Here is a 22351-nt window from a genome sequence, read left to right as displayed (position 1 = left end):
ATCGCTGCGCAAGTTGCGCAGTGACTCCACAAAATGCGCAGCGTTATGCACGAATGCTGGCGCGGCGGGGAGCCACTCCTGAGTACCTCGCGAACCATGTTCTTGTGACCGCCGGGGCGGGCCCCGTGCCTTGACGGGGACGTTTCGTGCTCCGATAGTTCGTACGCTAAAGTTTTAGCTCTGAACGTCTAGAACGAGGTGCGTGATGTCTGATCTGCGTTTCGACGGGCGCGTGGCGATCGTCACCGGTGCAGGAAACGGTCTTGGTCGCGCCCATGCGCTCCTGCTCGCGGCGCGTGGCGCGAAGGTCGTCGTGAACGACCTCGGCGGGAGCGGCAAGGGGGACGGGAAGTCGAGCGCCGCGGCGGACAAGGTCGTCGAGGAGATCAAGGCGGCCGGCGGCGAGGCGGTCGCGAACTACGACTCGGTCGAGGACGGCGACAAGATCGTCCAGACCGCGCTCGATACGTGGAAGCGCGTCGACGTCGTCATCAACAACGCGGGCATCCTCCGCGACACCTCGTTCAAGAAGCTGACCGACGACGACTGGGACCTCATCTACCGCGTGCACGTGCGCGGCAGCTACAAGGTCACGAAGGCCGCGTGGGACCACATGCAGGAGGCCGGCTACGGCCGGATCATCTTCACCGCGAGCGCGGCGGGCATCTACGGCAACTTCGGGCAGGCCAACTACGCGATGGCGAAGCTCGGCCTCGTCGGCTTCTCGAACACGCTCGCGATCGAGGGCAAGAAGAAGAACGTCCTCGTGAACACGATCGCGCCGATCGCGGGCTCGCGCCTCACGGAGACGGTGCTCCCCAAGAACATCACCGACGCGCTCAAGCCGGAGTACGTGTCGCCGCTCGTCGCGTGGCTCGTGCACGAGAGCTGCGAGGAGACGGGCGGCCTCTTCGAGGTCGGCGGCGGCCTCTTCACGAAGCTCCGCTGGGAGCGCACCGAAGGGAAGCTCTTCAAGCTCGGTCGCGACATCACGCCGGACCAGGTGAAGAAGGCGTGGAGCCAGATCACGAGCTTCGAGAAGGCGACGCACCCCGCGAACATCAACGAGTCGATGGGCCCGATCCTCGGGAACCTCGAGTCGAGGGCGCTCGGCGGCAACGACCTCATCGACGTCGATACCGCGCTCGGCTACGAGTTCCCGCCACAGAAGTCCTCCTACGACGAGAAGGACCTCGCGCTCTACGCGCTCGGCGTCGGCGCCGGCGCGAAGGCGACGGACCCGAAGGAGCTCCAGTACCTCTACGAGAACGACGCGAGCTTCCGCGCGCTCCCGACCTTCGGCGTCGTCCCCGCGCTCTCGATGGTCTTCGAGATGGCCAAGCGCGGCGAGACCGCGCCGGGGATGAACTACGGCTTCGACCGCATCCTCCACGGCGAGCAGTACACGGAGCTCCGCCGTCCGCTCCCGCCGAGTGCGAAGCTCACGCACAAGGCGAAGATCAAGGAGATCTGGGACAAGGGGAAGGGCGCCGTCGTCGTCACCGCGATCACGAGCTTCGACGAGGACGGCAACGAGCTCGTCTACAACGAGCTCTCCACCTTCGTCCGCGGCGCGGGCGGTTGGGGCGGCGAGCGTGGTCCGTCCGCCGAGGTCAACGTCGCGCCGGACCGCAAGCCGGACGCGATCGTCGAGGAGAAGATCAGCGAGTCGCAGGCGCTCCTCTACCGTCTCTCCGGCGACATCAACCCGCTCCACGTCGACCCCGGCTTCGCGAAGGCGTTCGGCTTCGAGAAGCCGATCCTGCACGGCCTCTGCACGTTCGGCTTCGCCGCGCGTCACGTCATCAAGAGCTTCTCGAACGACGACCCGCGCTTCTTCAAGAGCATCAAGGTCCGGTTCTCGGACAGCGTGTTCCCAGGCGAGACGCTGGTGACGGAGATGTGGAAGGAGGGCGAGAAGATCGTCTTCCGCTGCAAGGTGAAGGAGCGCGACAAGGTCGTCATCTCCAACGCGGCGGTGGAGCTCTACAAGGAGATCCCGAAGGCGCCGGAGAAGAAGAAGGCGGCGGCGGCTACGGCGGCCGCGGCGGCGCCGTCGGGTGAGCCGACGAGCGCGGAGGCGTTCGCGGTCATTCGCGATCACATCGAGCAGAACGGCGGGCTCGCCTCCGAGATCGGCAAGACGTTCCTCTTCAAGCTGAGCGGGCCGGACTCGGCGTGGACGCTCGACCTCAAGAACGGGAAGGGCGGCGTCTCGCAGGGCGGCTCGTCGGCGGACTGCGTCCTCGAGCTCTCGGACGCGGACTTCTGCGCGATGGTCGCGGGGAAGGCCGATCCGATGAAGCTCTGGACGGAGAAGAAGCTCAAGATCTCCGGGGACGTGATGGCTTCGCAGAAGCTCATGTTCCTGAAGAAGATCGATCCGAAGCGCGGCGCCGAGGTCGTCGCGAAGCTCCGCGCGGCGGGCGGCGGCGCTCCGGCGGCCGCGGCGGCGGGGGCGGCGCCGTCGGGTGAGCCGACGAGCGCGGAGGCGTTCGCGGTCATTCGGGATCACATCGAGCAGAACGGCGGGCTCGCGGCCGAGATCGGGAAGACCTTCCTCTTCCGCCTCTCGAGCCCCGACTCGGCGTGGACGCTCGACCTCAAGAACGGCAAGGGCTCCGTCACCGAGGGCGGCACGGCGGGCGACTGCGTGCTCGATCTCTCGGACGAGGACTTCCGCGCGATGGTCGCGGGGAAGGCCGATCCGATGAAGCTCTGGACCGACAAGAAGCTCAAGATCTCGGGCGACGTGATGGCTTCGCAGAAGCTCATGTTCCTGAAGAAGATCGATCCGAAGCGCGGCGCCGAGGTCGTCGCGAAGCTCCGCGGCTCCGGTGGCGGTGCGGCGGCGGGCGGTGGCGGCGCGGCGCCTGCGGCGAAGGCCGCGGCACCGGCGGCGGCGGCTCCGTCGCAGGCCCCCGCGATCGTGAAGGCGCTCGGCGAGCGGCTCGCGAAGACGCCGAACCTGGCGAAGGAGGTCGGCGCGAAGGTCGGGCTCGTGGTCGGGACGGCGTCGTGGCTGCTCGATCTCACGGGCGCCGGCGCCATCACGGAGGGGAAGCCCTCCGGCGCGGCGGCGACGCTCACGCTCGACGACGAGACGCTGGTCGCGCTCGCGAAGGGTGAGTCGCTCCGCGATCTCTACATGCACGGACGCGTGCGAATCGACGGCGACCCTCGGGTCGCGCACAAGCTCACGTTCTTCAAGGGTCTGGTCTGATGGTGCTGATGGTGGTCGTTTACAAGCGAGCGGGCGGTCGGAAATTCGCGCCTTCGCGAATTTCTGCGAGTCCCGCGAGCGGGGTGCAGGGGCGGAGCCCCTGCGTTGAAGAGGTTCATCATGCGTAAGGTCAATGTCATCGGCGTCGGCATGACGAAGTTCCAGAAGCCGGGCGCGAGCGACGAGTACAACGTGATGGCGGTGAACGCGGCGAAGGCCGCGCTCGCGGACGCGAAGGTGGACTTCAAGGAGGTCCAATCCGCGTACGTCGGGTACGTCTACGGCGACTCCACCTGCGGGCAGCGCGCCGTCTACGAGCTCGGGCTCACCGGCATCCCGGTCTTCAACGTGAACAACAACTGCTCGACCGGCTCGACCGCGCTCATGCTCGCGACGCAGGCGATCCAGGGCGGTCTCTACGAGTGCGTGCTCGCGCTCGGCTTCGAGAAGATGGAGAAGGGCGCGCTCGGCTCCAAGTTCACCGATCGCACGAACCCGCTCGAGTGGCAGGCGAACCTGATGAGCAAGGTGCAGGGCTTCAGCTCCGCGCCGCCGGCGGCGCAGATGTTCGGCGGCGCGGGCCGCGAGTACCGCTGGAAGTACGGCACGAAGCGGGAGACCTTCGCCGCGATCAGCAGCAAGGCGCGCAAGCACGCCGCGAACAACCCGTACGCGATGTTCCAGGAGCAGCTCACGATCGAGGAGGTCCTCGCCTCGCCCGACGTGTTCGATCCGCTCACGCGCTACCAGTGCTGTCCGCCCACCTGCGGCGCAGCCGCGGCGATCCTCTGCTCCGACGAGTTCGCGAAGAAGCACGGCATCACGAAGCCGGTCTACATCGCGGCCCAGGCGATGACGACGGACTTCGACTCTTCCTTCAAGGAGGACTCGATGATCAAGATGGTCGGCTTCGACATGGCGAAGGCGTGCGCGAAGAAGGTCTACGACCAAGCCGGCGTCGGTCCGGAGGACGTCGACGTCGTCGAGCTCCACGACTGCTTCACCGCGAACGAGCTCCTCACCTACGAGGCGATCGGCCTCTGCAAGGAGGGGGAAGCCGAGAAGTTCATCGAAGCAGGCGATAACACGTACGGCGGCAAATTCGTGACAAACCCAAGCGGCGGCCTCCTCTCGAAAGGCCACCCCCTCGGCGCGACCGGCCTCGCACAGTGCACCGAGCTCGTCTGGCAGCTCCGCGGCACCGCCGACAAACGCCAGGTGAAGGACGCAAAGATCGCGCTCCAACACAACCTCGGCCTAGGCGGCGCCTGCGTCATGACGATGTACCGCGCCGACTGAGCACCCCGTCCGTCCTCGTCGGCGCGCGCGTCGTGGCGGCCGACGGCGGCCGACGGAGCGCGCTCGCTCGGCCGCGACAGCGTCTTCCGGCTTGTGCCACGCTTGGCTGGCACAGGTCGTGAGGGCGGCGGTGTTTTGTGGAAGGTGGGAGCGGCGTGGAATGTGCTTTCATTGATCTTCCGCCGTGAAGCTCGCGCTGCGTTTTCAACGAATGGTCGCGCTCACGCTGGCGTCGGGGGCCGGCGCGGCCGCATGTTCGGACGCCGACCCGCCGCGCTCCGCGGAGAGCCCCGACGTCAGCCCCACGTTCGTCGTCGATCCGCCGCCCACTCCTCCGCCGCTCGTGGTGCCCGCCGTCTTCCGTGAAGAGGCGACCTTCGCTTGTGCGCCGCCGCTTCCGTCGCCGCTCGAGGGCCTTCGGCTCGCCGAGCCGGTGGACTACGTCGAGCTGCGAACGCGAACCTTCGCCTCCGGAGAGCTCGACGCGGGCCCGGGCGTCGCGACGGAGCAGTGGGGCGTTCCCTGCGCGACGGCGACGGATCGCGACGCGTGCGTCGCCGCGCTCGGCGCGCTCGACGCGCCCCCGCACTCCGACTTCGGCGTCTCCGGCGGATGGTCCGCCGCCGCGCGCGCCGAGGCCTTCCTCGCGCTGCGCTCCACGCTCGCCCACGAGCCCGACGCCGACGTGCATCGCGTCGCCGGCGTCCCGAGCGCGCGCGAGGCCGCGGCGCTCCTCGATGCGCTCGCTCCGCATGTTGTTGTCGGCTTCGCGTGACGCGGGCGCGACACCGCGATCGGCGGATCGTGTGGGTGTGCCAACGACGGCTCGTGGCACAGCGGAACGGCGGGGATTTCGTGCGTTCGTCGCGGGTACGGGGCGTGCGAGGCTCGTGCCTTCGCGATGAGGTCGTCCATGCTTGTCCGTCTTCGACAGGTCGCTGCGCTCGCGCTCGCGTCGTCGGCTGCCTCCGGTCTTGCCTGCGACGGTGAGACGGAGCCTGCGTCGCCGAGCACGGTCTCGAGCACGAGCACGAGCAGCAGTAGCAGTAGCGGCAGCAGCACGAGCGGCAGTGGCGGCAGCGGGGTGTTCGCCGCCGATGACTACCAGTGTTCGCCGCCGCTCGCGGGGATCGCGCCGGCGCTGACGCCCGCTACGCCGGTCGACTACCTCGAGCTTCGCCGGCAGGTGCTCGACGCGGACGGCGGTCTCGGCGCCGCGCGCGCCGCCGCCAAGGTCGGGACCGCCTGCGCGACGGCGACGGACAAGGGCGCGTGCACGGCGTCGCTCGAGACGCTCGGGTTGAGCTCGCCAATGGACGGATGGTCCACGAACGGCGATCCGATCGGCGCGTTGGTCCCCGACGGAGAGGTCGAGAAAGAGCTCCTCGTCTACACCCGCGGCGACGAGGTCGGCGCGGTGCGAACGGAGGCGGAGCTCCGCGCGTTCCTCGGAACGATCGACTCGCTCGAGGAGGCGCGCATGCTGCTCCTCACGCGGAACGTCCCGTTCACCTGCACCTCGACGCCCGCGAAGTCGGGCTGGAAGCAGAACCCCGACGGGTCGTACGAGATCCTCGCCGTTGGCGTGGGCTGCGGCACCTTCATCAAGTACCGCTGGCACTTCACGATCGCGAAGGACGGGACGGTCACCGGACCCGACCGCGATCCGCAGCTCGAGCCGGACGGCGCCGTGTGCGGGCGGCGGCCGGACGGGCTCGCCGCGTTGAGCGGCGGCGCCGCGAGCGGCCTCCGCGCCTACCTCGCGCAGGCGGCGCACCTCGAAGCGGCGAGCGTCGTCGCGTTTCGGCGGCTCGAAACGGAGCTCCGCGCGCACGGCGCTCCGGCCACGCTCGTCGCGCGCGCGCGGCGTTCGCGGACCGACGAGATCCGGCACGCACGCGAGATGTCCGCGCTCGCGCGGCAGGCCGGCGCCGTCGTACCGCCCGTCGTCGTCGACGCGCCGGGCGCGCGCGACCTGTTCGCGATCGCGCTCGAGAACGCGGTCGAAGGCTGCGTGCGCGAGACCTACGGCGCGGTCGTCGCGCTCTTCCAGGCGGAGCGGGCGGCGACGGAGCTGCGTCCGATCCTCGCGCGCATCGCTCGCGACGAGGTCCGCCACGCGGAGCTCGCGCACGACGTGGCGGCGTGGCTCGAGCCGCAGCTCACGCCGTCGCAACGCGCGGCCCTCGCCGACGCGCGCGCGCGCGCGACCGAGGAGCTCCGCGCCGCGCTTCGCGTCGAGCCGCACGAAGAGGTCCGTCGCATCGCCGGCGTGCCGAGCGCGTTCGAGACGAGGATCCTCCTCGACGGTCTCACCGGCGAGCTCGCTGCGTAGCCGCAACACGCTCGTTACACCGCTGGATCGGGCCTGGACCGGGGCCGGGGTGGGCATCGTGAAATCGTCCTCGATCGCGGACGCCGTCGCGCGCTCGCGCTTGGAACGGCGGCTGCTCTACCGAGCCCCATGCTTCGCGTCGTCGTCCCTTGCTTGCTGGCGCTCGTCGCCTGCGGCGAGCCCGACGACGACTCGAACGCGCCGCTCGCGACCGACTACCTCCCCGCGCGTTCGCGCGACGAAGCCCGCCGATCGTGCGAGGAGATCGAGGGCTCGAAGGGGCGCTCGGTGATCGTCACGGACGAAGGCGGCGGTCGCTTCGTCGTCGCGAGCCTCCCCTGGAGCGAAGCGGCCGACGTCTGCAAGACGCTGTGCGGCGCGAACCAGCGCCTCGCGAACACGAAGGAGATCGCCGCCGTGCGCGACGATCCCGACGCGAGCATGACCGCCTCCGGCATCCGCTTCGACGGCGACAAACGCGCGCGCGCGACGACGCGCCACTTCTGGGTCTCCGCCGGCGCTTTCACCGACCCCTACCGCTTCGAGCGCAAGAGCCAAGCCGCGCCGCCCGACGACGACACCGAGCCGCGTTACGCCGTCATGTGCATCACGACGAAGAAGTGAGCGTCACGTGTGTGGACACGGTCTCTGCAGCGTAGCACCGCGGTCTGGGCGTCATCCGAACGGGTGACCGAGGGATCTTGGGAACCTTTCCCGGGGAGCCCTGTCTCTCCTCCTCGACGACGCTGAACGACGCTGAAAACAGCGCCCCCGAGGCGAAGTCGCATTCCCAAAACCCCCAGCTGCCTGCGTGAGCAGAGCGGCGCTGCTGCTCTGCGTCAAAGAAACCATCATGACCACCTCGTCCTTCGCCAACCCGTTCCGCCCGTACAACCCGTTCATCGCGACCGTCGAGGAGCAGCCGCTCGAGATCGAAGAGGTCGAGGAGACCGGGCACGTCTCGTACGCCCTCGTCCAGAGCGGTCCCGCGGTCGCGGCCGACGAGGTCGAGTCGCACCTCGACGCGGTCGAGGTGAAGGTGACCTGGGGCGCGCAGGTGCTCTCCGTGAACCACCTCGAGACCGGCAAGGGCTTCTCGATCGGCGAGGGCGGCGACTTCGTCGTCCCCAACACGATGAAGTCGGACGTCGTCGGCGTCCGCGGCGGCCAGTGGTTCGTGTCGGTCCCGGCCGGCGCGACGGCGACGGTCAAGAACCGCGGTGAGTCGCCCGCGCCGCTCCAGGCGGGCGACGAGATCGACGTCCGCGAGGGCATGCGCGTCTCGATCGAGATCGAAGGCGTGACGCTCGACGTCTCGGCGGTGCGCGCGGGCAAGAAATTCAAGGTCGGGTTCCTCGCGTCGCTCGCGACGGGGGCGGCCGCGGCGATCGGTCTCTCGTTCGTCGGTCACACCGCGATCGTCGCGGCGATGGCGCTCTTCATGCCGAGCATGAACGCGGACGACGCGGAGGGCATCAGCCGCGAGCAGCTCCTCAGCATGCAGGCGCTCCTCGACGCGTCGGCCGATCGCGAGCAGGACCGCCTCAAGGAAGAAGCGGCCGCGGCGGCGGACGAGAACGGCGGCGGCAGCCAGGGCGGCGAGCCGACGAAGGGCGAGGCCGGCACCGCGGGCACCGCGAACCCGAAGATGGCGGCGGGTCACATGGCCTTCGCGGGCAAGAACGACCGCTCGCAGTTCTCGCGCCAGGACGAGCTGAACGAGATCCGCAACTCGGGCATGGTCGGCATGCTCCGCTCCGCGCACAACGAGCTCGGTCACACCGCGCCCTGGGGCGACGAGCCGATGGGCACCGAGGCGATGAACGCGCACGGCGCCTTCTTCGGCTCCGACATCGGCGAGGTCGCGGGCAGCGGCTACGCGCTCTCCGGCACCGGCGAGGGCGGCGGCGGCAAGGGTGAAGGCGTCGGCATCGACGGCGTCGGCAACACGGTCGGCGGCGGCGGCGGCGGTCCGGGCAAGTGGGGCTACGGCAAGGGCGACAAGGACGGGATCGGCAACGGTCACGGCCCGGTCAGGGGTGGCCACGTCGCGAAGGCGCCCCCGCCTCCGCGCGAGGGCAAGGTCACGACGAACGGCCAGCTCCCGGCCGAGGTCATCCAGCGCATCGTCCGTCAGAACTTCGGTCGCTTCCGCCTCTGCTACGAGGCGGGCCTCCGCGGCAACCCCACGCTCCAGGGGCGCGTCGTGACGAAGTTCGTGATCGGCCGCGACGGCTCGGTCAACCAGTCGATGGACGGCGGCTCGGACATGCCGAACCAGGAGGTCACGAGCTGCGTCGTCCGCAGCTTCCAGAACCTCTCGTTCCCCCAGCCGGACAACGGCATCGTGACGGTCAGCTACCCGATCACGTTCTCGCCCGGCGAGTGATCTCGGCGACGGTCAAGGCGCCGGGTCCCAGTAGGCGAAGTAGACGAGCACGACGTTGAGGGCCGGCGGTTCGGACCAGTGGAAGGCGATGGACGACGTCACGATGTTGACGTCGGCCCAGCTTCGACCTTGCCACAGCGACGGATCGTCGACCGTCACCTCGATGCGGTAGTGCCCGTCGTCGCCCTCGAGGGTGACCGGTCGCGTGGAGGCCATGCGCACGCCGTTGAAGTAAGCGGTGAGCACGGGCGACGTGTGGAGCACGCGGTTGTGGACCCAGCCTCCGACGCGCAGCTTCATCTTCTCGTCGTCGTGGCGCCGGACGCGAAGATGCGCGTTCTGCCCCATCCACCGGAAGGCGTGGTCGCGGTAGCTCTCGGACGGTCCCTTGTCGCCGTAGAGGATCTTCCCGAAGCCGTCCTCGAAGGTGAGGTCGGTGCGCGAGCTGACTCCGGCCGCGCGCCCCGCCTCCTCCGCGAGGAGCGTGGTCCACGCGAAGACGGCGCGATCGTGCTCCTGACGCCGGACCTCGTCGCTCTTCTTGCCGCACGCGACGATCGCCGACGCGCACGCGAGCGCGGTGACGAGCCCAGAAAACTTGAGGCGGCGCTTCATCGCGCCTCCTCGAGATCGACGACGACGAGACCGCGGTCGTCGAAGAGCACCTTGTGCCGCGCCGTGATCGCCGCGAGCGAGTCCATGAAGTCGATCAGGTAGGGCGCGAACGCGCGCCAGATCTCCATCTCGTCGACGAGGATGCCGATCCAGTACTCGCGCCGATAGTGGTAGCGGGAGTGGTCGGGCCGCACGTACGCGAGGTAGCGAACGCCGGTCCCGCGGAGGTAGCTCTCGAGCTTCTCGCTCCCCTGAAAGAACGGCATCCCCGGCGCCGGGCTCGAATAGCCGGGCATGTCGAGGTTCCAGATCGGGTTCTTGCGCCAGTCGAGGTGGTAGGGCTCGTCGAGGAGGACCGCGAGGCGCTCTCCCGCGGGCACGGTGCTCTGGAGCCGGCCGTAGAGCCCGGCCTCGGGCGGCTCGCGCGCCTCACGGCTCCGAGACTGGTTCGCGAGCTGCTCGACGTGCTCGAAGACGCGGTTGTAATAGCGATGGAGGTTCGCGTGCTCGTGGAGCACGTGCGCCGCGCTCGCGACGAGGACGATCCCGAGCGCGACCTGGGCCCGCGATCCGCGCGGTCGCGTCGTCCCCGCGGCGAGCACCACCGCGAGCACGAGCGCGATGACGTAGCCGACCGCGTAGCGACCGACGTTCCCAGGGTCGCCCGCGTTCAGCCCGTGCACGAGCGCGAAGAAGCCGCCGGCCGCGCCGATGACGTAGGCGCCGAGCGGCCGCCTCTGCTCTCGCTCGCGCAGGAAGGCGGCGGCGACGATGAAGAACACGACCGCGCGGTTGGGGATCCCCTCGAGGAACGTCCAGACGTTGAGCTTCACCTCGCGCCAGAAGCCCCAGTCCGACGCGGAGAGCGCGAGCGCGCGGTTGAAGGTGCCCGCCATGATCGGATAGAGCAGCGTGCGGTTCGACTGCCACGACGCGACGAGCCAGGGCGCGAGGCACGCGATCGTGAGCCCCGCCGTCCAGAGCGGCTCGACGAGCGCGCGCCGCGTGCGCTGATGCCAGAGGCGGAAGCCGTAGCTCGCCGCGAAGACGAAGACCGGCACCGGCAGGTAGTTCTGGCGGAGCGTCGTCACGCACGCCGCGACGAGCGCGAGCGGCAGCGCGTTCTTCCAGGGCGCGCGTCCTTCGTCGTTTGCCGCCCACGAGATCGTCCGGTAGAGCGCGAGGAAGAACGCGATCCCCGACCACCAGCTCGCGGTGTTGATCCCGGTGAACGGCGTCGTGACGAGGAGCGCGAGCGTCGCGACGAGGACGAGCGGCGAGAGCCGGCGCCCGCGGCTGCGATGACCCAAGACGAGCAGCACGACGAGGAGGAAGCAGATGCTGCGATCGAAGGTGTTCGCCTGCGGCGCCGCGCTGCGAAGCCACACCATCGCGACGAAGAGCGTCTGCCCGCCGAGCGCGGAGAGGCGACGGAAGCTGAACGGCTCGATGACGGTGCCGGTCGCGAGCAGCTTCTTCACGAAGCCGAAGTAGGCGATGTCGTCGTCGTACGGGTTCGTGTGCGGCTCCGCGATCCCGGCGAGGTAGTGGATCGCGATCACGAGCGCGCCGACCGCGAACAGCACCGCGAGCCGCCGCTCGCGCCGCGCGAACCGGAGCACGAAGCGACCCGCGCTTCGTACCCGCGCACGCGACCGCACGAGCTCCGCGATCGCGAGGAGGACCCCGGCGTCGACGAGGAGGAGCGCCGCGGCGCGGTTCATCAGCGCCGGCACCATCAGGAGCCCGCCGAGGGAGCAGACGAGGCTCGCGCCCCACGCGACGCGGAGCCCGAGATCGACGCGTTCGTCACGCGCGACCGCGAAGGCGACGACGCCGCCCCAGCCGGCGAAGGCGGTCATGACGAGCAGCGACCATACCAGCGTCTCCGCGAGCGGCGGTCGATCCCCCGCCGGCAGGACCCAGGCCGCGGCGCCCGCGATCGCGAGGACGAGGACCGCGGCCGGAGCCGCGCGACGGACCTCGGTGGCGTTCAAGCGTTCGATACTCCGAGCGCCTCGCCGAGCTCCTGCGGTGACACGCTCGCGGTGCCGACCTTCGAGACGACGACGCCGGCGGCGGCGCTCGCGGCGACGACGGCGTCGGGCAGCGTGGCGCCGGAGGCGAGCGCGATCGCGAGGGTCGCGACGACGGTGTCGCCGGCGCCGGTCACGTCGAACACGCCCTTCGTCGCGGCGCGCACGTGGATCGGCGCCTTGCCCGCTTCGAACAACGTCATCCCGTCCGCGCCGCGCGTCGCGAGGAGCGCGCCGCCGTCGAGCAACGGGAGCACCTCTGTTGCCGCGGCGGCGAAGTCGGCGTCACTCTCCAGCGCGCGCCCCACCGCGAGCTCGAGCTCGCCGTGGTTCGGCGTGATCACCGAGACGCCGCGGTAGCGACGGAGGTCCTTGTGCTTGGGGTCCGCGACGATCGGCGTCTTCCGCGCGCGCGCGGCGGCGACGACGGCGGCGACGAGCTCCTCCGAGACGGTCCCCTTCGCGTAGTCGGAGACGACGAGCGCGTCGGCGTCCGCGGCGAGCTCGATCAACGTCGCGGCGAGCTTCGCCGCGATCGCCGGCGCGGGCTCGCCGCGCGACTCCTGATCGATGCGGACGATCTGCTGGCCGCGCGCGACGAGGCGCGTCTTGTGCGTGGTCGGCCGCGCCGGATCGTGGACGAGGCGCGAGGCGATCGATCGCTCCGTGAGGAGGCGCTCGATCGTCGCCGCCCCCGCGTCCTCGCCCACCAAGCCGACGAGCGTGGCGCGGCCTCCGAGCGACGCGACGTTGGCGGCCGCGTTGGCGGCGCCGCCGAGCGCGTGCGCGCGGCTCGTGACCTCGAGGACGGGGACGGGCGCCTCCGGCGAGATCCGCTTCACGTCGCCGCGCGCGAACTCGTCGAGCATGACGTCGCCGACCACGACGACGTGACGTCCGCGGAACGCGTCGATGGCGTCGCGATTCATCGAAGCGACCTAGCCGAGCGAGCGCAGGATCGGGACCAGCGCTTCGAACGATCCGATGGCGTAGTCAGCGTTCACGCTCGCTCCTCCGACGATGACGGTCGTGCAGCCGGCCGCGTGGCCGGCGAGCATGTCCGAGTCGCGGTCTCCTACCATGACGGACCGCGTCAGGTCGATAGCGCGCGCGGCGGCGGCGTCCTGGAGCATGCCCGGGCGCGGTTTGCGGCAGGCGCAGCCGTCGTCGGGTCCGTGGCGGCAGTAGCGGACGTCGTCGAGGACGACGCCCTCCGCCGCGAGGAGCTCGCCGACCCGCGCCGTCACGGCCGCGAGCTCCTCCGGCGCGATGATCCCGCGCGCGACGCCGGACTGGTTCGAGACGACGACGAGCTCGAAGCCGAGCGCCTTCGCCTCGCGGAGCGCGGTCCCCACGCCGGGGAGCAGCGTGACGATCGCGGGATCGCGCGGATAGCCGGTGTCGACGACGAGCGTGCCGTCGCGATCGAGGAAGAGCGCGCGCTTCACTTCACTTCGCGAGGAGCGCCGCGATCGCGCTCGTCGTCGAGCGCTGGGGGACGAGCGGCAGGAGCACGACCTTGCCGCCGTGCGCCTCGACGACCGCGCGCTCGGGGATCGGCTTGGCGGCGTAGTCGGCGCCCTTGCAGTGGACGTCGGGCCTCAGCTGACCGAGGGCCTCCTCCGGCGTCGGCTCCGCGAACGCGTGCACGAAGTCGACGAGCTCGAGCGCCGCGAGCATCTCGAGCCGCTCCGCCAGCGGGAAGATCGGCCGGCCTTCACCCTTCGCCGCGCGCACCGTCTCGTCGGCGTTCACCCCCACGACGAGGACGTCGCCGTGCGCGCGCGCGGCCCTGAGCGACGAGAGGTGCCCGGCGTGGAGCACGTCGAACACGCCGTTCGTCCAGACGATCGTCTTCTTGTCGTGCCTCGTCTGCTGCCGCAGGAGCGCGAGGTCGTCGCGCGAGAGCACCTTCGGCGCGGCGCCGCTGGCGGGAGCCGCGACGCCGTGCTCCTCGAACGCCGCGTCGACCGCTTCGCAGAGGACGTGCCCGATCATGATGTGGCACTCCTGGATGCGCGACGTGACGCGCGAGGGCACCGCGACGCAGGCGTCGCACGAGGCCGCGAGCTTCGTGCCCTTCGCGCCGGTGAGGCCGAGGACCTTCACCCCGCGCGCGCGCGCGGACTCGATCGCGGCGAGCACGTTCGGGGAGCCGCCGCTCGTCGTGATCGCGACGAGGACGTCGCCCTTCTGCCCGAGCGCCTCGACCTGCCGCGCGAAGACGCGCTCGAACCCGTAGTCGTTGCCGACCGCGGTGAGGATCGAGGTGTCGACCGTGAGCGCGATGCCCGGGAGCGCGCGGCGCTCGGTGACGTAGCGGCCGACGAGCTCGGCGGCGAGGTGCTGCGCGTCGGCCGCGCTCCCGCCGTTGCCGCAGAAGAGGACCTTGTTGCCGGCGCGGAGGCAGTCGACGACGAGCGCGCACGCGGCGAGGATGTCCTTCGCGCAGCGCTGGAGCAGCGCGCTCCGCGCCTGGACGCCGTCGCGGACGGAGGTGGCGAGCAGGAGCTCGAGGGCGCGCGTGGACATCAGTTCATGACCGCGGCGGCGCGCGGCGCGGGCGAGATGACGGGCCGCGTGCGCTCGAACACTTCCTTGACCGAGACCGTGCACGCGGCGGTGTTGCGCACCGCCTCCGATTTGCGGCCGACGACCACGTCCTTGCCGTTGTAGACGGTGAAGAGCGGCATCGAATAGAGGTTCGGCGCGATCGACGCGACGCGCGAGCCGATCGGCGCGAAGAGCGTGGGCGTGTCGGCGAAGAAGAGGCCCACCGTCGGCGTGTCGACGAGGCAGGCGAGGTGCATCGGGCCGCTGTCGTTCGAGACGAGCACGTCGGTGATGCTGAAGAGCGCGAGGAGCTCGCGGAGGTTCAGCTCGCCGGCCATGCTGAAGGCCCGCGGGTCGCGCGTGGTCCTCGCGACGGCCTCGACGTAGGCGGCCTCCCCCTTCGTCCCGATGAACGCGACGCAGGCCTCGGGGTACTCGGCGAGGAGCAGCCGCGCGAGCTCGCCGTACCGCTCCGCGGGCCACTTCCGGGCCTCGGGCGCGAGCTCCGGCGACGTGTTCGGGTTGATCACGAAGACGCGACCGTTCTTGCCGACGCCGTGCGCGGCGAGCTTGCTCCACACCGCGGCGAGCGACGCCTCCGCCGGGCTGACGCGCGGATAGGTGTATTTTGCAGCGAACTCGGCGAATTCGAGGTAGTAGAAATCGTCTTTTGCGAGCAAATAGACGAGGGAGAGGAAAATGTCTTTTGTGTGGAAGTAGTGGTTGTACCAACCGGGCACGTCGAGGAGCTCGCGACGCCAGGGCTCGGGGTTGAGGTAGAAGCCGGCCTTCTGCGGGATGTTGCCGAGGCTCGCGAGGACGAGCGGGAACTTGGCGTAGAACTCGAGGTCGATGACGAGGTCGCACCCCGCGGCGCGGAGGTCACGCGCGACCTTGAGCGTCGAAGCGACGAACGCCTGCGGGCTCGAGTTGTCGACGAAGTAGTGTTTGTCGGTGAGCCCCAGGATCTCGAGGAGCTCCTTGTTGCCCTTGAAGGTGACGAAGTGGATCTCGGCGCCGGGGAACTGATCGCGCAGCGCGCGCAGGCTCGGCGTGGCCACCACGATGGAGCCCATGCCGAAGAACTTCATGACGCAGATCTTCTTGTAGGCCGTGACCGGCTGCATGAAGGGGCGCTTGAGACGTTTGCCGACCGCGAGCGCCGAGCAGATGGCGTTGCCGACGACGGCGTCGACCTTGCGCATCATCTTTACGTCAAGCATCGCGTTGCTCCTTGCCACGGCGGTTTTTGTCGGTCAAGGCGAGGGAGAATCGACCGATTCGGCCGAGGCCGAGGCGATCGTCACCGTCCCCGGGTCCCAGCGGCGGCGCGAGCGCAGCTGGAAGGAGCGGACCATCAAGAGGCCCCCTTCGCCGAAGACGCGGAGCATGCCGACGACGCTCAGCTTCGAGCCCCCCACGTCCTGCCAGCGGACGAGCGGGAGCTCCAGGATCCGGAGCGGCTCCGATCCGTCCTCCTGGAGCAGGCGTCCGAGCAGCTCGACGTCGAAGGCCCAACGCGTGGTGAACGGCTCCTCCAACGCGCGCACCAGCCGCGGCGTGGCCCGGAACCACTTCGCGCCGCACTGCGTGTCGTAGACCGGGAGGCCGAGCGTCACCGACGCCATCGTCGCGAAGACGCGCCCGGCGACGTGGCGGATGGGAGAACGATCGATGATCGCGCCCATCCGCCGCACGCGCGAGCCGAGGACGACGTCGAGCTTCGAGCGCAACAGCTCGTCGCAGAGGCGCTTGATCTCGGTGGGACCGGTCGCGAAGTCGGCGTCGGCGTAGCCCACGAGCTGCGCGCCGTTGTCGATCGCGAGCTGCATGCCCGCGCGGACGGCCTCCGCCTTGCCCGCGTTCACCGGCTGGATGAGGCACTCGACGCCGTCGATCTCGGCCGCGAGCGCGCGGAGCATCGTCGCGGTGTCGTCCGTCGATCCGTCGTCGACCAGGAGCACGCGCGGTCCTGTCGCGAGCTCCTCGATGAGCCGGCGCGAGAGGCGCGCGCGCTCGTTGTAGCAAGGGACGACGACTACGCTCGTTCGCATACCGCCCACCAGCTCAGCCCGGGGACGTCGAGCTTGGCCAGGCTCGACCAGCGCGACAAGCGGTTGTCGATCCGCAACGCGGCGTGGATCGCCGCCGTCAGCGCGGGACCGCCGCGCCACTCGCTGCTCGGACGCTCGCCGCCGGGCGCGGGCGGGAAGACGCGCTCCTTCAGGACCTGCAGCGCGCGCGGAGCGAGGAAGGAGTGGAACAGTCCGCCAGAGGCGCGGATGTGGAGGCCCGCGCTCTCGAGCACGGACGTCGCTGTTGCGGGGCTGTAGCGGCGGCAGTGCTCGAGCGCGAGGTCGTGCGAAGACCGGAGGCTCTGCCAGGCGGGGACGCTGAGGAGCAGGGTCGAGGTCGCGCTCATGTTCCGCGCCACGATGGAGCGCAGGAACTCGACGTCGTCCGGGACGTGCTCGAGGACGTCGAGCATGAGGACGACGTCGAAGGTGCCGCCCGGCTGCTCGTGGACGAGCTCGATCCGCGAGGTCGCGAGCCGCGCGGCCGCGCTCGCGCCGAGGCGCTCGTAGCCGCTGTCCCAGCAGGTGACGCGCGCGTCGTCGGGGAGCTGTCCGAGGAGCCGCTTCGAGAACCAGGCATCTCCGGCGCCGACGTCGAGGATCGTGTGCGGCTTCGACGGACGGCTCGTCTCGAGGCACCGCGCGAAGAAGTCGAACCGACTCAGCTCCCACGGATGCCGGGAGTGGTTGTCGTGCTGCTCCTTCAGGTCCATCGCTGCGAGGAGGCCACGTACCACTTCCGCCGAGCCGCGTCCCGCCCGCGACGTGTGCCACGCGCGGCACAGTCCGACTCGGCTGTCGCCTCGGAGGGGAGCGAGAGCGCGAACCGCACGGGAAATAGGCTCGAATCGCGCGTGGCCCGGGCGTCGCTACGGGGAGGGACGGAGGCTCCCAAGGAACCATGCTTCGCTCGACCCGTCTCGGACTCGCCGCTGCCCTCGCCGTCGCCCTCGCCGCCCTCTCCGGTTGCAGCGGAAAGAGCGACTGCTCCACCTTCGCCGTTCCCGCGTCTGACCGCACGGGGGCCGATGACGCGCGGTCCGGCTCGTCCTCGGGCGCGTTCGCTCCGTCGGCAGGAAGCACCAACAGCGGCGCGGCCGCCAGCCGGGCGATCTCCGAGGCCGACGTCGTCCAGCTCGACGACGTGACGGATCGCATCTACGCGCTCTCGAAGAGCGGCACGCTCGCCGTCGTCGACGCCGCGGAGCCGGGCAAGCTCTCGTTGCTGGGCAAGCTCGCGCTGCCGGGGGAGCCGTTCGAGATGTACCGGCGCGGCGACGTCCTCCTCACGATGTCGAACCGAGCGCTGAAGGGCGACGGCGACCTCCAGGCGCCGCTCCCCGAGGACGAAAACACGATCTACGTCGACGACAAGGCCGCGGGCGCTGCCGTCCATGCCGTCGACGTCACGGCGCCGGGCTCGATGCGCATCCTCGCGTCCTTCAAGGTGCCGGGCGAGATCGCCGACTCGCGCATCGTCGGCAACATCCTCTACCTCGCCACCTACGAGAACGCGGCGTGCTGGCACTGCAGCACGACCCCGCGCACGCTCGTCACGAGCTTCGACATCAGCGACGCGTCGGCGCCGCGGCAGATCGAGCAGGTCTCGTTCGAGTCGGCCGTCGCGCCGTCGCCGACCATGCTCGCTCCCTGGCGTCGCAGCGTCTCCGCGAGCAAGGAGCGCCTCTACATCGGCGGCCTCGCCGAGGCGGCAGGGACGACGACGAACGAAGGCGTCATCGAGGTCATCGACATCAGCGACAAGGCCGGCCACCTCGCGCGCGGCGCGAAGATCTCCGTCGCCGGGCCGGCGATGAGCCGCTGGCAGATGGATGAGAGCGACGGCTTCCTCCGCGTCGTGAGCCAGCGCGGCGTCAGCCGTACGCTGAACGGCGAGGCCTTCCCCGACGTCGACGTGTTCCGCATCGAGTCGAGCACCTCGATCGTCCGCGTCGGCCACATGACGATGCAGCTCCCGAAGCTCGAGGGCCTCAAGTCGGTGCGCTTCGACGGCAAGCGCGGCTACGTGATCACCGCGTACACCGAGCCGATGATCGTGCGCGATCCGCTCTTCGTGCTCGACTTCACCGATCCGGCGCAGCCGACGCAGGGGGCCGGGCTCGAGATCCCGGGTTGGGTGTTCCACCTCGAGCCGCGCGGCGACCGTCTCCTCGCGCTCGGCCTCGACCGCGAGAGCACGGCCGGCAGCCTCAACGTGTCGCTGTTCGACGTCGCCGACGCGAAGTCGCCCTCCATGATCGAGCGCGTCAACTTCGGCCCGAGGAACATGTTCGCGGACAGCCAGGTCACGAGCGCGGTCCTCGCCGAAGATCAGGATCGGATCCAGAAGGCGTTCCGCATCTTCCAGGACGGCGTCATCGCGGTCCCGTTCTCCTCCGGCAACGGAGACTGCGGCGCCGCCGGCGCCGGCATCCAGCTCCTTCGCTGGACCCCGAGCTCGCTCGAGGCGACGTCGTTCTTCCCCGTACCGGGCAATCCACGGCGCGCGATCCGGCGCGACAGCCCTTCGATGAAGGAGCTCATCGCCGTCTCGGACTCGAACGTGCGCGCGTTCGCGCTCGAGCGGGCCAACGTCGCGCCGCTGGCCGACGTCGTCATCGGTCGCTGCGTCCCGCGCACGGTCGACATGTCCTCTCCCGGCGGCGGCTTCTCGATGGGCGACGACTGGGACGGCGACATGCGCGGCCCGCGCCGAAGCGGAAGCTCGCCCTGGCCCTCCGGCATCTGCGAGTAGCGACGCGGGGCCTTCGCGCCTGGTCGTGTTGTCAGGCCTCGACTTCCGGCCGGATGCCGTCGCCCTCGACGCGACGTCGGTGTTCGTCGCGGGAGAGGGCTCGTCGACCGCGACCCTCCGCGTCGTCCGGCTCGGCGCCGACGGCGGCGAGACTCTCCGCGCCGAAGCGATCCTCCCGTGACCGCGTTCGTGTCGGTCCATCGAAGAGCACGAGAGGCGCACCGCACCTCCATGACCGCGAGGGTGCTCTGGTAGTGCCATGACGGGTTCGTCTCCCGCGCAGACCAGAGCGCCATCTTGAAGGCGGCGTTGTACTGAAAACGTCTTCCGGATGGCGGGAACCAGCCGCACGACGGCGCCGATCTGAGGAAGCGCGCGAGCGCGGTGGAGGCAACGAGTCTTGCTCGCGCGCCGGGATCGCTCCACGGTAGTCATGAGACTCGGACGGCAGCGGCTCCTCGCCGGCGTTGCGCTGGTCCAGCTCCCACTCCATCTCTCCGTTCGCGCAGCGCCGAGCAGCCACGCGCCATCGCGCCGAACGAAACGCGACCCGCGACGATCTCCACGCGGCGACCCTAGTAGCTCCGCGCCACCGCCGGACAAAACGCGAGGATGCGCATGGAGTCACGGTCGCGTCCACGTCAAGGTTTGCTGTCCGGCTCCAGCATGCGCCACGCGCGGCAGTTGCCGGGCGGGACCTCCATTCCGCATTCGCGCGCGCAGTGCTTCGTGAGCTGGCTGTCGTCGATGAAGAGGACGTCCGGCTCGCGCTTTGCGATCGCGCGGAGGTTCGCGCAGTCGGGTCCGAGCCCGTCCTCCGGGACGCTGAAGAGCACTTCGTTCGTCATTCGCCGTCCGTAGAGCGGGAGGATGAAGCCGTTCCACACGAAGTACACGATCACGAAGCGGGCGTGGACGTCGGGGAACGTGTCCTGCTGGTCGGGTCCGTCGAGGAACCACGGGCTCCCTGCCACGTTCATGCGCGGGCCGATCGAGTGGCGCGTCATGTACATGTCGAACTCGGGCCGCGCGAGATGCAACGCGAGTACCCCGGTCGCGACCGCGAAGAGCAAGCGGCGACCCTTCTCGCGCGATAGGTGCGCGAGCGCGCGCCCGATGACGATCGTGATCGCGACCGTGAACGTGTAAGCCCAGCGCGGGAGCCAGTAGTCGCGCGCGAGGAACGAGACGAGCACGCCGCCGACGACGAGCCACTTCTCGAGCGCCGTCGCCTTCCGCCAGAACGTCGGGACGAGGAGCAGCGCGACGTGGAGCACGAAGCCGCCGCCGAAGTGGCGCGAGTCGCTGAAGAGCCCCGGCGGCCAGAGGCTCGGCCAGAGCCATCCGCTCCGGAAGGACGCCCAGTATGCGGCCGGCGTCTCGTCGGCGAGGCCGGCGTAGAAGAAGAGGTCCTTGGTCGACACGCCGCTGCCGACCTTCACGCCGAAGAACTGGAACTGGTACGGGTAGATCGGCGAGCCGTAGTGGAAGAGCTTCCACACCTGGATGCCGAGGGAGGGGAGGGAGCCGCACGCGATCGCGAGGGTGGCGAGCACGAGCTCCTTCTTCTTCACGAGGCGCGGGCGGAAGCCGTCCCGCGTGAAGAACAGCGGCAGCGCGAGGACCGGATAGAAGAACCCGACGAGGTAGACCGCCGTCGTCCGAGAGAGCGAGAGGATCACCATCGCCACGACGATGCGTAGGAAGCTTTTCCGCGTCGGCTCCTTCGCCGCGCGGATGATCGCGTACGTGAGGAAGGCGATGAGCGGGATGACGACGAAGTCGATGTGCCCCGAGTACGGCTGCTGGTTGTGCGCCGGGATCGCGGCGTAGGCGAGGGCGCTGAACGCGCCGCCCCGCGCATCTCCCGTCAGCTCGCGCCCGAGGAGGAAGATCGCATAGACGCAGAGCGGGAAGGCGACGATCGGAAAGGCCAGGATCGTGCCGGCCTGCTTGAACACCGCGATGAACGGGGTGTGCAAGAGCTCGATGAACGGCAGGTACCCGTTGAAGGCCCACTGGTTGTACTTCTCGAAGCCAAAGCTGCCGTGCTGGACGAGCTCGACGATCGGCGGGACGCGGTACGCGAAGCCGTCCCACGACGCGAACCCGACGAACAGCAGATGGACGACGAGACCGTGCGCGAAAGCCGCCGCGAGGAGCGGCCATCGATAGCGAAAAAGTAAGGCGAAGAGCCTCTCCCGCACGGCGCGACGCTAGCCGACCGCCAGAGCCCCGTCGAGGTTGCCGAGGTAGGCCCCTGCGGGGAGCCATGGTAAGCGGCCGGGCATGGAGAACGAAGCAAAGGCGGAGCGCGAGCCTCTTTCGAGCAGGTTCATCCGCGTGCTCTCCGGCGGGCCCGCTCCGACGAAGCGCCGCTACGACGCGCCGGAGATCTACGGCGTCAGCGCGATGTCGAAGATCGTGCGCGCGCTCCCGGCCGTCGAGCGCACCTACGCGACCATCCGCTTCGCGATCATGCGGCCGAAGCTCCTCAGCGTCATGGACCTCCTCCTCCCGGACGAGGGGCGCATTCTCGATATCGGGTGCGGCTTTGGCCTGTTCGCCGCGTATTTCGCGCAGACGCAGCCCGACCGACAGATCTTTGGCGTCGATCCCAACGCCGCGCGTATCGAGATGGCGAAACGCGTCGCGGCCGAGGTCGGCGTAGGCAACACGTACGTCGCAGGTGACGCGCGGGACGTGCAGATCGATGGCAAGTTCGCTGGTGCGTACGTCCTCGACGTCATGCACCACATCCCGGAGGAGGATCAGGTCGCGCTCCTCGAGCGCATTCGCGACATGCTCGCCCCGCGCGGCGTCCTCGTCATCAAGGACATCACCACCGAGCCGACGGTGGGCCTCGAGTTCACGCGCTTGCTCGATCGCCTCATGGTCGGCTGGCGAGAGCCGCTCTGCTACCGCCACCACCGCGAGTGGGGCGCCATCCTCGAGCGGCTCGGCTTCAAGGTCCGCGCCGTGCGCGTGCCCGACGTGATGCCGTACCCGCACGTCGTGATCGCCGCCACCAAGCTGGGATGAAGCCCAGCTCGCGCCCGCCTCGTTCTCGG

18 protein-coding genes are annotated in these 22351 nt (G+C 69.8%); 9 read left to right on the top strand and 9 right to left on the bottom strand.

The genetic code is table 11. The features are described from left to right. Nucleotides 1-205 precede the first annotated feature (205 nt). The 6 genes from KF837_20260 (at nt 206) to KF837_20235 (ending at nt 9246) form a co-directional block, all read left to right on the top strand. A complete protein-coding gene (locus KF837_20260; protein MBX3229664.1) occupies nt 206-3223 on the top strand; it encodes an SDR family NAD(P)-dependent oxidoreductase in 3018 nt (1005 codons plus the stop codon). A 120-nt stretch (nt 3224-3343) separates the two neighbouring features. Continuing rightward, nucleotides 3344-4522: a lipid-transfer protein gene (locus KF837_20255; protein MBX3229663.1), complete on the top strand. Its 1179-nt coding sequence runs from the start codon at nt 3344-3346 to the stop codon at nt 4520-4522. A 184-nt stretch (nt 4523-4706) separates the two neighbouring features. After that, nucleotides 4707-5297 (top strand): hypothetical protein, encoded by a 591-nt coding sequence (locus KF837_20250; GenBank protein ID MBX3229662.1) that lies wholly within the window; start codon nt 4707-4709, stop codon nt 5295-5297. 138 nt (nt 5298-5435) lie between these two features. After that, nucleotides 5436-6857 carry a ferritin-like domain-containing protein gene (locus tag KF837_20245; GenBank protein ID MBX3229661.1) on the top strand — a complete coding sequence of 474 codons (1422 nt, stop codon included), beginning with the start codon at nt 5436-5438 and terminating at the stop codon, nt 6855-6857. A gap of 129 nt (nt 6858-6986) precedes the next feature. Further along, entirely contained in the window at nt 6987-7481 is a 495-nt protein-coding gene (locus tag KF837_20240; protein MBX3229660.1) for a hypothetical protein, read from the top strand. A 229-nt stretch (nt 7482-7710) separates the two neighbouring features. Then, nucleotides 7711-9246, top strand: coding sequence for an AgmX/PglI C-terminal domain-containing protein (locus KF837_20235; GenBank protein ID MBX3229659.1), 1536 nt, complete (start codon nt 7711-7713; stop codon nt 9244-9246). Between the two features lie 12 nt (nt 9247-9258). Here KF837_20235 and KF837_20230 read toward each other — a convergent pair whose 3' ends face one another. The 8 genes from KF837_20230 to KF837_20195 are packed head-to-tail and all read right to left on the bottom strand — an operon-like array spanning nt 9259 to nt 17238. Beyond that, nucleotides 9259-9861, bottom strand: a complete 603-nt coding sequence (locus KF837_20230) for a hypothetical protein (GenBank protein ID MBX3229658.1) — start codon at nt 9859-9861, stop codon at nt 9259-9261. Further along, nucleotides 9858-11858, bottom strand: a complete 2001-nt coding sequence (locus KF837_20225) for a hypothetical protein (protein MBX3229657.1) — start codon at nt 11856-11858, stop codon at nt 9858-9860. Before KF837_20225 ends, KF837_20230 begins: the two co-directional genes overlap by 4 nt. Next, nucleotides 11855-12826 (bottom strand): D-glycero-beta-D-manno-heptose-7-phosphate kinase, encoded by a 972-nt coding sequence (gene rfaE1 / locus KF837_20220; protein ID MBX3229656.1) that lies wholly within the window; start codon nt 12824-12826, stop codon nt 11855-11857. Before rfaE1 ends, KF837_20225 begins: the two co-directional genes overlap by 4 nt. A gap of 9 nt (nt 12827-12835) precedes the next feature. Continuing rightward, the gene (locus KF837_20215) at nt 12836-13345 is read right to left on the bottom strand and encodes an HAD family hydrolase (protein MBX3229655.1); all 510 of its coding nucleotides are present in this window, start codon (nt 13343-13345) and stop codon (nt 12836-12838) included. Nucleotide 13346: 1 nt separating this feature from the next. Beyond that, nucleotides 13347-14429: an SIS domain-containing protein gene (locus tag KF837_20210; GenBank protein ID MBX3229654.1), complete on the bottom strand. Its 1083-nt coding sequence runs from the start codon at nt 14427-14429 to the stop codon at nt 13347-13349. Then, on the bottom strand, nt 14429-15673 hold the full coding sequence (locus tag KF837_20205) for a glycosyltransferase family 9 protein (GenBank protein ID MBX3229653.1): 1245 nt from the start codon (nt 15671-15673) through the stop codon (nt 14429-14431). Before KF837_20205 ends, KF837_20210 begins: the two co-directional genes overlap by 1 nt. Nucleotides 15674-15706: 33 nt before the next feature. Beyond that, nucleotides 15707-16504 carry a glycosyltransferase gene (locus KF837_20200; protein ID MBX3229652.1) on the bottom strand — a complete coding sequence of 266 codons (798 nt, stop codon included), beginning with the start codon at nt 16502-16504 and terminating at the stop codon, nt 15707-15709. Next, nucleotides 16489-17238, bottom strand: a complete 750-nt coding sequence (locus tag KF837_20195; protein MBX3229651.1) for a methyltransferase domain-containing protein — start codon at nt 17236-17238, stop codon at nt 16489-16491. Before KF837_20195 ends, KF837_20200 begins: the two co-directional genes overlap by 16 nt. A gap of 188 nt (nt 17239-17426) precedes the next feature. Here KF837_20195 and KF837_20190 point away from each other — a divergent pair, with 188 nt between their 5' ends. Continuing rightward, nucleotides 17427-19280, top strand: coding sequence for a beta-propeller domain-containing protein (locus KF837_20190; GenBank protein MBX3229650.1), 1854 nt, complete (start codon nt 17427-17429; stop codon nt 19278-19280). Between the two features lie 25 nt (nt 19281-19305). Further along, the gene (locus tag KF837_20185) at nt 19306-19461 is read left to right on the top strand and encodes a hypothetical protein (protein MBX3229649.1); all 156 of its coding nucleotides are present in this window, start codon (nt 19306-19308) and stop codon (nt 19459-19461) included. A gap of 460 nt (nt 19462-19921) precedes the next feature. On the opposite strand, the gene KF837_20180 is transcribed toward KF837_20185, so the two are convergent. Then, the gene (locus tag KF837_20180) at nt 19922-21487 is read right to left on the bottom strand and encodes a glycosyltransferase family 39 protein (protein ID MBX3229648.1); all 1566 of its coding nucleotides are present in this window, start codon (nt 21485-21487) and stop codon (nt 19922-19924) included. Between the two features lie 82 nt (nt 21488-21569). Between KF837_20180 and KF837_20175 the strand changes: the two genes are divergently transcribed. Next, a complete protein-coding gene (locus KF837_20175; GenBank protein ID MBX3229647.1) occupies nt 21570-22322 on the top strand; it encodes a class I SAM-dependent methyltransferase in 753 nt (250 codons plus the stop codon). The last annotated feature ends 29 nt before the right edge of the window (nt 22323-22351 follow it).

This window comes from Labilithrix sp., from assembly GCA_019637155.1.
GTDB lineage: Bacteria > Myxococcota_A > Polyangia > Polyangiales > Polyangiaceae > Labilithrix.
The sequence above is the reverse complement of the archived record's forward strand: the minus strand, read 5'-3'. Positions and strand labels throughout refer to the sequence as shown.